13 protein-coding genes are annotated in these 8,871 nt (G+C 71.8%); 10 read left to right on the plus strand and 3 right to left on the minus strand.

Going from position 1 to position 8,871, the window contains the following annotated elements:
* Positions 1–24: 24 nt before the first annotated feature.
* On the minus strand, positions 25–870 hold the full coding sequence (locus tag ABZS97_RS29985) for an AbfB domain-containing protein (RefSeq protein WP_356142586.1): 846 nt from the start codon (positions 868–870) through the stop codon (positions 25–27).
* Positions 871–1,101: 231 nt separating this feature from the next.
* On the opposite strand from ABZS97_RS29985, the gene ABZS97_RS29990 reads away from it, so the two are divergent.
* From ABZS97_RS29990 to dapD, 4 genes are all read left to right on the plus strand, one after another.
* On the plus strand, positions 1,102–1,467 hold the full coding sequence (locus tag ABZS97_RS29990) for a VOC family protein (RefSeq protein ID WP_356142588.1): 366 nt from the start codon (positions 1,102–1,104) through the stop codon (positions 1,465–1,467).
* An 84-nt stretch (positions 1,468–1,551) separates the two neighbouring features.
* Positions 1,552–1,872 carry a multidrug efflux SMR transporter gene (locus tag ABZS97_RS29995; protein WP_356142590.1) on the plus strand — a complete coding sequence of 107 codons (321 nt, stop codon included), beginning with the start codon at positions 1,552–1,554 and terminating at the stop codon, positions 1,870–1,872.
* 31 nt (positions 1,873–1,903) lie between these two features.
* Complete coding sequence (locus ABZS97_RS30000; RefSeq protein ID WP_356142592.1) at positions 1,904–2,440, plus strand: TetR family transcriptional regulator C-terminal domain-containing protein; 537 nt, start codon at positions 1,904–1,906, stop codon at positions 2,438–2,440.
* A gap of 98 nt (positions 2,441–2,538) precedes the next feature.
* Positions 2,539–3,528, plus strand: coding sequence for a 2,3,4,5-tetrahydropyridine-2,6-dicarboxylate N-succinyltransferase (gene dapD / locus ABZS97_RS30005; protein ID WP_356142594.1), 990 nt, complete (start codon positions 2,539–2,541; stop codon positions 3,526–3,528).
* Between the two features lie 60 nt (positions 3,529–3,588).
* Here the strand turns inward: dapD and ABZS97_RS30010 are convergent, their stop codons facing one another.
* On the minus strand, positions 3,589–4,101 hold the full coding sequence (locus ABZS97_RS30010) for a hypothetical protein (RefSeq protein WP_356142596.1): 513 nt from the start codon (positions 4,099–4,101) through the stop codon (positions 3,589–3,591).
* Between the two features lie 137 nt (positions 4,102–4,238).
* On the opposite strand from ABZS97_RS30010, the gene ABZS97_RS30015 reads away from it, so the two are divergent.
* Complete coding sequence (locus ABZS97_RS30015; RefSeq protein WP_356142598.1) at positions 4,239–4,799, plus strand: SigE family RNA polymerase sigma factor; 561 nt, start codon at positions 4,239–4,241, stop codon at positions 4,797–4,799.
* Positions 4,796–6,004 carry a WD40 repeat domain-containing protein gene (locus tag ABZS97_RS30020; protein ID WP_356142600.1) on the plus strand — a complete coding sequence of 403 codons (1,209 nt, stop codon included), beginning with the start codon at positions 4,796–4,798 and terminating at the stop codon, positions 6,002–6,004. Before ABZS97_RS30015 ends, ABZS97_RS30020 begins: the two co-directional genes overlap by 4 nt.
* On the opposite strand, the gene dapA is transcribed toward ABZS97_RS30020, so the two are convergent.
* A complete protein-coding gene (gene dapA, locus ABZS97_RS30025) occupies positions 5,991–6,884 on the minus strand; it encodes a 4-hydroxy-tetrahydrodipicolinate synthase (protein WP_356142602.1) in 894 nt (297 codons plus the stop codon). The genes ABZS97_RS30020 and dapA overlap by 14 nt on opposite strands.
* A 184-nt stretch (positions 6,885–7,068) precedes the next feature.
* On the opposite strand from dapA, the gene ABZS97_RS30030 reads away from it, so the two are divergent.
* Genes ABZS97_RS30030 through ABZS97_RS30045 form a run of 4 tightly spaced genes read left to right on the plus strand, consistent with a single transcriptional unit; the run spans position 7,069 to position 8,826 of the window.
* Entirely contained in the window at positions 7,069–7,215 is a 147-nt protein-coding gene (locus tag ABZS97_RS30030; RefSeq protein WP_356142604.1) for a hypothetical protein, read from the plus strand.
* A complete protein-coding gene (locus ABZS97_RS30035; protein WP_356142606.1) occupies positions 7,212–7,895 on the plus strand; it encodes a hypothetical protein in 684 nt (227 codons plus the stop codon). Before ABZS97_RS30030 ends, ABZS97_RS30035 begins: the two co-directional genes overlap by 4 nt.
* 53 nt (positions 7,896–7,948) lie before the next feature.
* The gene (locus tag ABZS97_RS30040; protein ID WP_356142608.1) at positions 7,949–8,374 is read left to right on the plus strand and encodes a phage holin family protein; all 426 of its coding nucleotides are present in this window, start codon (positions 7,949–7,951) and stop codon (positions 8,372–8,374) included.
* Positions 8,371–8,826 (plus strand): DUF3618 domain-containing protein, encoded by a 456-nt coding sequence (locus ABZS97_RS30045; protein ID WP_356142610.1) that lies wholly within the window; start codon positions 8,371–8,373, stop codon positions 8,824–8,826. The genes ABZS97_RS30040 and ABZS97_RS30045 overlap by 4 nt, the downstream gene beginning before the upstream one ends.
* The last annotated feature ends 45 nt before the right edge of the window (positions 8,827–8,871 follow it).

Below are 8,871 nucleotides of genomic sequence, written 5' to 3' on the forward strand. Positions count from 1 at the left end.
TCGTCGCGTTGCGGGCGGTGGGCCTCAGCTCAGCCCCTGCACCAGCCGGAACGCCGAGTCCGCCTGGTAGAGCGCGCTGTTCTGGTAGGGGTCCAGACGCAGCCGGAAGTTCTGGTGACGCAGGAAACGGCCCGGGTAGTTGATCGACTCCAGGGCGACCGCGCCGGGGTAGGACGAGGCGCGGGGACAGAACGTGGAGTCCTGCTCGAAGAGCGACGAGCCGTCGTCGTACTCGGAGCGCAGGACGAAGTTGCGATGACGGAGGTAGCTGCCGTCGGACGTCCTGAAGGAGTAACACGAGGCGTCCGCAAGGCCCTTGACCCGTTTGAAGGTGGCGTCCTGCCGGTCCGAGCGGGAGCCGACCGGGTCGAGTGCGACGTAGCTGCCGCTCACCTGCCAGTAGCGGTCGGGGTAGTTGACCGAGCGGATGGACGTGCCGGTCGACGAGGGCTTCGGACGGGACGAACTGCCGTGGGACGCGGGCGACTTGGACGGCTTGGCGGAGGCCGTGGGTGTCGGCGTGGCCGTGGGCCTCGTGCTGCGGTGCCCGGTGGCGGTCTTGGAGGGCCGGGCGGACGGCGGGCCGCTCGTGCCGCTTGGGGTGCCGGCGCTGCCGGTGGGCGGGGTGGCGAACGAGATCAGGCCGGGCCCCGATGTGTCGGCCGCGGGCACGGCACCCCTCGCGGAAGGTGACGTGTCGTCAGAATCCTTGTCCATCACGGCGATCGCGGTCACGCACGCGACGATGGTGGCCAGGGCGACGGCGCCGGCCAGCCAGAGCCGCCGCGTTCCCGGCTCACGGGAGGTGTCCGGGGTCCAGCCGTTCTCCCACGGTTGGTGCTGGGGGGACCGGGGGTTCTTCTTTGCCATGCGCTGATCCTCCGGCGGCGCCCACGGCGACGGCTGCGAGAGTGAAGTGAGGGAAAAGTGTTGAACGGTGAAACACTAGTGGAGCCAGTTGGCCTCCGACAGTCGTTTCAGCGAGCGGTTTCCATGAGATTTCAGGGGCCGGTGCGAGGCTGCCGGCGCCCGGCCGGGAGTGCTGGGCCGCCTGGCGCAGAGCGGTGGCGGACGCGGTGAACGAGAGGGAGACTGCGGCCCATGGCCGTCTCCCTGTACCAAGTCGTCGTCGACACCCACGACCTGCCCGCACTCGCCCGCTTCTGGTGCCAAGTCCTCGACTGGCGCGTGCTGTTCGAGGCGGAGGACGAGATCGTCATCGGCGCGGACGAACACGCTCTGCCCGGGCTGTGCTTCGTGCCGGTCCCCGAACGAAAGACGGTCAAGAACCGCCTCCACATCGACCTCGCGCCGGACGACCTGGCGGCCGAGGTCGAGCGGATCATCGCGCTCGGCGCGCACCGGGCCGATGTGGGGCAGGGCGAGGACGTCACCTGGGTCACGCTCGCCGACCCCGAGGGCAACGAGTTCTGTGTACTGCGGCCCAAGAAGTCGCTCCTGGACTGAGTCGCATGCTGTCCACAGCGATCGCGGTACGGATCCGCCCGTCGATGCGTACAACTGTACACATCGATGTGTACAGTTGTACGCATGGGATATCTGCTGCTCGCCGGAGCCATAGCCGCCGAGGTGGCCGCCACGACCGCGATGAAGTTCAGTGAGGGCTTCAGCCGGCTCTGGCCCTCGCTGATCACCCTCACCGGGTACGTCATCGCGTTCGCGCTCCTCGCCCAGACCCTGAAGACCGTCTCGGTCGGCACGGCCTACGCGATCTGGGCCGGCGTCGGCACCGCCGCCATCGCCGCGATCGGCATGGTGTTCCTCGGGGAAGGGCTGAACGCCGCCAAGCTCGCCGGCATCGCACTGATCATCGGCGGGGTCGTGGTGCTGAACCTCGGCGGGGCGCACTGATGCCGCGCCGCACCCGGGGAGGCGGCCGCTGATGGGCCGGCGCTACGACCCCGAGCGGCGCGGGCGGATCATCGACGCGGCGATCCGCGTCGTGGGCGCCAAGGGCCTCGCCGGACTGAGTCACCGCTCCGTCGCCGCCGAGGCCGATGTGCCGCTCGGCTCCACGACGTACCACTTCAAGACCCTCGACGAGCTGATGGTCGCCGCGCTGCGCCAGGCGAACGAAGGCTTCGCCAAGCTGGTCGCGGCGTGCGGCGGCCTGGCGGACACCCGGGCCGACCTGGCCGGTGAACTCGCAGGCCTGATGGGCGAGTGGCTCGCGGGCGACCGCACCGCCGTGGAGCTGGAGTACGAGCTCTACCTCGCCGCCCTCCGCCGCCCAGCCCTGCGCCCCGTCGCCGAGGAGTGGGTCCGTGAACTGGCCGACTGCATCGCCCAGCGCACCGACCCCGTCACCGCACGCGCCCTGGTCGCCCTGCTGGACGGCATCTGCCTCCAGGTCCTGCTGACGGGGGCGCCCTACGACGAGGAGTACGCACGCGAGGTTTTGGGACGCGTGGTCCCCTGAACTGCCATGAAGGGCCTCCACGTGCTGGTGCGCCCGCCACCTGAGACGCCCGGCGCACCGGTTCGCCCGCGCGGGCCCCGCCACGTTAGGTTTCACCCATGACCGACACGACTGCTACTCGCACCACCGGCGCCGTCGCCGCCGGCCTCGCCACTGTCACCGCCGACGGCACCGTTCTCGACACCTGGTTCCCCGCGCCCGAGCTGGTCGCCGAGCCCGGCCCCTCCGGCACCGAGCGGCTGTCCGCCGAACAGGCCGCGCAGCTGCTCGGCGGCGGCGCGACCGCGGCCACCGGGCCGGACGCCCGCCGCGGCGTCGAGGTGATCGCGGTCCGTACGGTCATCGCCTCGCTGGACGACAAGCCGCTGGACGCGCACGACGCGTACCTGCGGCTGCACCTGCTCTCGCACCGCCTGGTCAAGCCGCACGGCCAGAGCCTGGACGGCCTCTTCGGCCTCCTCGCCAACGTCGCCTGGACCTCGCTCGGCCCGGTCGCCGTCGACGACGTCGAGAAGGTCCGGCTCAACGCCCGCGCCGAGGGCCTGCACCTCCAGGTCACCTCCATCGACAAGTTCCCGCGCATGACGGACTACGTCGCGCCGAAGGGCGTCCGCATCGCCGATGCCGACCGCGTGAGGCTCGGCGCGCACCTCGCCGCGGGCACGACGGTCATGCACGAGGGCTTCGTGAACTTCAACGCGGGCACGCTCGGCACCTCCATGGTCGAGGGCCGCATCTCGGCCGGCGTCGTGGTCGGTGACGGCTCGGACATCGGCGGCGGCGCCTCCACCATGGGCACGCTGTCCGGCGGTGGCAACGTCCGCATCACCATCGGCGAGCGCTGCCTGGTCGGCGCCGAGGCGGGCGTCGGTATCGCGCTCGGCGACGAGTGCGTGGTCGAGGCGGGTCTGTACGTCACCGCGGGCACCCGCGTCACGATGCCCGACGGCCAGATCGTCAAGGCCCGCGAGCTCTCCGGCGCCTCGAACATCCTCTTCCGCCGCAACTCGGTGACGGGCACGGTCGAGGCCCGCCCGAACAACGCGGTCTGGGGCGGCCTCAACGACGTACTGCACAGCCACAACTGAGCCTTCGCGTACGTCGGTTCAGCCTCGACGCCCTCCTGCCTGCCGCGGGAGGGCGTTCGGCTATGCGGAGGTCCCGAGGGCCGCGGCGAACTCCGTGAGCGCCGTGAAGTCGGCCTCGCGCAGGCCGAGTCGGGGACTGACGTGGTGGAGCAGCGCGGGCCCGGCGTGATGTGCGGCGACGTACGTGTCGTCGGCAGGGCCCTGTTCGTCGTCCACCCAGGCGAAGGCGCGGCCCTCGGCGTACGCCACGATCCGCTCCGTCTTCCAGTGGACCCCGTCGGGCCGCTCGACGAACAGGGCGCCGGTGAAGTCGACGTAGGGGAGTTCGGGCAGGCCGACGACCGGGGCGATCCAGCGGTTCGCGGCGTCCATCCACGTGGTGGCCCAGCACAGGTCGAAGCCGAGGGCCAGCAGGCTCCGGCCGTGGCCGGGGTGCAGCCACACCCGCAGCGGCCGCTCGCCGGGGTGCACGCTCGCCCGGATCGTCGTGTACCCCTCGGGCCGCCGCGACGGCCGGGCCGCGTACGGGTTGAGGGGGCCGTCGACGTCGAGGAACAGCAGAGGCCTGCTCATGGAGCCACCGTAGGGGACCGGCCGCGGGCGGCCGAGGGAATTTAGTTCTGGGCCGGCGGCATAGTGGCGTGCGGGTGCGCGCGTCACAAGGGGCAGAGGGGCGAGGCATCGGGTCCGCCGGGGAAGAGAAGGTGACGATGGATGCCGTAACGCAGGACAGCTTCCGGGAGTTCGTGGCGAACCGGTCGTCGGCGCTGCTGAAGACGGCCGTACTGCTCAGCGGCGGCGACCGGCACGCCGCCGAGGACCTGCTGCAGAACGCCTTGATCAAGGCTGCCGGGCGCTGGCACCGCATCGACGAGCCCGAGGCGTACGTACGGCAGATCCTCTACCGGCAGCAGGTGAGCCGCTGGCGGCTGAAGTGGCGCCGACGGGAGTTCACCGTCGCCGAGCCGCCGGAGGCCGCGCGGGGCGGCGGGGACGCCGCGTCCGACGCCGAGCTGCGCGTGGTGATGCGCGGCGCACTGGCCCGGCTGACCGACCGGCAGCGCACCGTGCTCGTGCTGCGGTACTTCGAGGATCTGCCCGAGGCGGAGGTCGCCCGGGTCCTCGGCTGCACCGTCGGCACCGTGCGCTCCACGACGCACCGCTCGCTCGCCAGGCTCCGTGCGCTCGCCCCCGAACTGGCCGCGATGGGCTCGGCGGCCGCCGAGCAGCCGCCGTCCCGTGACTTCTCGCCCTTGGAGGTGCGCTCATGAACGTCGACGAACTGGTGCGTGACACATTCCGTGAGCAGGCGGCCGACGACACGCTCGCCCCGCTCGGCCTCGCGGACCGCGTGCTCGCCGCCCGCAGGCGCCGCCGCGCCCGCACGGTCGTCGGCGTCGCGGTGGGCACGGTCGCCGCGATCGCGGTGGCCGTCGCCGTACCGCTGACCGGCTCCGGCAAGGACGACATCCGTCCGGCCAGCCGGATGAACCGGAGCGACATCATCGCCCACCCCGACCAGTCGCCACCGCGCGACCTGATCGCCGCGGGGGACGAGGCGCTTGCCGCGTTCAGCACGAGCAGGAACGTGAAGCAGCCCAACAAGGACCAGATCGTCACGCGGACGTACACCCTGCTGAACCAGAAGACCGGGAAGTACGTGAAGGACCGCCGGTGGTCCTTCGTGGACATCGCGCCGGGCATGCTGACCGCGGCCGTCCTGGAGGGCGAACTGCCCGCCAAGCGCGTCGGGTTGCTGAACCTGATGACCGGCAAGGTGGACCGCTGGATCCCGGTCGGCCAGGGCGTGGCCGGCGTCCACTTCTCGCCCGACGGCAAGAAGCTGGTCGCCACGACGTACGCCAAGAACCCGGACCGGCTCTTCTGGAGCCACCGGATCCCGGTCAACGACAGCATCGAGCCGCAGGCCGTGCCGAGCAGGACAGGGTTCACTGTCGTCGACGTCGCCTCCGGGAAGGGCAAGTGGCACAAGGCGCCCTACCCGAAGGACGCCTTTGTGGGCAGCGCCCGCGCGGACTTCAGGTTCGACCATGACGGCACGCTGCTCGTCGAGCAGATCTCCATGGCGCCCGGCAGCGTCTACCGCGACCTCCAGGGCAAGAAGGTCGCCACACCTCGCGCCGAGAAGTACGTCAACGTGTACGTGGACGCGGGCCTCTCGCCCGACGGGAAGATCGCCGCAGGCGGCTTCGCCGGCCGCGGCAAGGAGATCGCCTCCGAGCTCCTCGACCCGGTCACCGGCAAGCGGATCGGCAAGGTGCCCGGTCAGATGCTGCTCGCCTGGGTGGACAACAAGCGGCTGATCGCCTGGGGCATCACCCCCGGCACGAACGAGTTCCGTCAGCAGCTGGTACTGATCACCATCGGCAGCGACAAGATCGTGCCGCTCAGTGACTTCCGTACCCCGAAGGACAACTCGATCGGACGCTGGGAACCGCTGTTCACGACGCGCTGACCAGCTCGTCGTATGCGCGGAGCAGCCCGTCGACCGCCTCGCGGCCGGCGGGCCGCAGCGGCGCGCGGACCGGACCGGCGGGCAGGCCGAGGGAGTTCAGGAGCGCCTTGGCGGTGACGGTGCCGGGGAGGCCGGAGGCCATCATCAACTCGACGAGGTGGCAGGCCTGTTGCTGAAGGCGGGCCGCCCCGGCCGTGTCCCCGGCGTCGAACGTGTCCAGGATCAACCGGAAGTGACGTGGCGTCACATTGGCGACCGTGCTGACGTATCCGGCGCCGCCGATGGCGTACTGCGCGAGGACGTACTCGTCGCAGCCCGTGTAGTACGCCAGATCCGTGCGGGACATCACCTTCTGGGTGCCGAGGAGGTCGTAGGCGCAGTCCTTGACGGCCACGATCCGGGGGTGCTGGGCGAGGCGGATCATCGTGTCGGGCTCGATGCGGGTGCCGGTGCGGCCGGGGATGTCGTACAGCGTGAGCGGCAGTCCGCAGGCGTCGGCGATCTCGCGGAAGTGCGCTTCGAGGGCGTCCTGCGGGGGCCGGCTGTAGTACGGGGAGACCACCAACAGGCCGTCCGCGCCCGCCTTTTCCGCCGCCAGGGACAGCTCCACGGTGTGGCGCGTGTCGGCGGTGCCGACGCCCGCCACGATCGACGCCCGATCGCCGACGGCCTCGCGGACCGCCCGCACGAGCGCCGTCTTCTCGGCGTCCGTCGTGGTCGGCGACTCGCCGGTGGTGCCGGAGAGCACCAGCCCCTCACAGCCCTCGGAGACCAGCCGGTCGGCGAGCCGCTGCGCACCGTCGAGGTCGAGCGTGCCCGCCTCGGTGAAGGGCGTGATCATCGCGCAGAGGGCGCGGCCGAAGGGGGGCGAAGTCGTCATGGGAGTAGTGTCGGCGCCATCGACAGTGAAGCTCCACTTAATTCTTCTACGAGGAACAGGGAAGCATTGCTACGAGGTGGCTGCTTTCTCGGAGGCACTGGTGCCAATTCGGCCCCTTATGGGTCACCATGGCGAGGACGGTAGCCGGCAGCAGGTCAGTCGACAGCAGGTCACGGGAGGCGTCATGAGGCTCGGCAAGGCACTCGCCACCGGAGTCGCGGAGGAGCAGGTCGCCCCGCAAGCGGAAGAACTCCGACTCCCCGACGAACTCGCCGAAGAGACAGCGGAGTCGAAGGCGCCCGCGCCCGAAGAGGTCCCGGTCGCCCGATGAGACTGCGGCTCCCAGCGGAACACCCGACGGAGCCGCCGACCGGATACAAGATCGCCTACCCGGTGCTGTCCCACGACGGCACCCGGGCCGGCTTCACCGGTGTGTCGCTCGGCGGCGCGCTGCCCTACGGCGTCCTCGACGAGGCCGGGTGCGTCTACGGGCGGCGGCACAGCGCGCCGCACCGGCGCTGCGACTGCGGCTTCCACTGCGTGCACGACCGCGCGGCGGCCGAGGCGCTGCTGTGCACCGAGCACGCGGCGGCGGTCCTGCTCGACGTCACCGTCCTCGGCGCCTACATCCGCTTCGAGCTCGGGTTCCGTTACGCGCGCCAGCGGGTGCGCACCGCGACGGTCGGCCGGTGTGCGTGCGGCGCCCCGGCCGCCGCCCTCGCCGACGCGGGCTGGGGCCGCCCCGGCCGGCGCGTGCTGGCCGCCGCGTGCGCGGGATGCGTACGGGGCCGTACGTCGCTGACGCTCGCGGCGTTCGCCCGGCTGGCCGGGGAGGGTCTGCGGGTGCGCGCCGGGGGCGCCGCCGTCGCACCGGTCCCCGGCGGCGCGCAAGCGCTGACCGGCGTGCTGGACGTCAGCGAACTCACCGCCGAAGCCGCGCTGTTGCAGGCCCGGCTCGACTGGTTCCAGACCCAGCTGGCCCGGCTCGGCGAGCGCGGGCCGGAGGGGTAGCCGGTCACGGTCCGGGTACCCGGGTGTCCCGAAACGAGAGGAGGCGGGACACCGTGACCGGGACCATGGACCACCGGCCCGCACGGGACGAGCACGCGCATCAGTCGGTGGGCGAACTCGTCGGGCAGGCGACCGAACAGCTCTCCCTGCTGGTACGGCAGGAAGTGAGCCTCGCCAAGGAGGAGTTGGCGGCCAAGGGGCGGCACGCGGGACGCGGCGGCGGGCTGCTCGGAGCGGCAGGCGCTGTCGGGTACGTCGGGCTGATGACCCTGGCCGCCGCGGGCGTCGCCGCGCTCTCCCTGAGCCTGGCCGTGTGGGCCGCGGCGCTCATCGTCATGGCGGTGCTCTTCGCGATCGCGGGCGTCCTGGCCGCCACCGGTCGCGCACAGCTGCGCCGCGCCGCGCCCCCCACGCCCGAACGGGCCCTCGACAGCGTCAGGGCAGATGTGGACGAGATCAAGGAAAGGGCACACCGATGACGGACGACAGCACGGGTGCCGAAGCCGCGAAGGCGGCGGAAGCCAAGACGGACCCCACGGCTCAGAAGGCCGGCGCGGGCGCCAAGGGGCCGCAGGAGCTGCGGCGGGACATCGAGCAGACCAGGGGTCAACTCGGCGACACCGTCGAGGAGTTGGTGGCCAAGACGGACGTGAAGGCCCGGGCCAGGGCACGCGCCGCCGAACTCAAGGGCCGGGCGGGCACCATGACCGTTCAGGTACGGGAGACGGCGACGCACGCCGGCCACACGGTGCAGGACAAGGCGGCCCACGCCGGGCACGTCGTGCAGGACACCGTGCCGCCGCCCGTGCGGACCGCGGCCACCACGGTCGTCCGGGCAGGATTGCGGCACCCCCGCCCGGTGCTGATCGCGGGCGCGGGCGCTGTGGTCGCGGCGGGTCTGCTGCGGCGGCGCCGCAACGGGCACCACTGACGCCGGCACGCCGAACGGCGGAAACGGCGGGCGGGACCCCAGGAG

This window comes from Streptomyces sp. NPDC005485 (assembly GCF_040606085.1).
GTDB lineage: Bacteria > Actinomycetota > Actinomycetes > Streptomycetales > Streptomycetaceae > Streptomyces.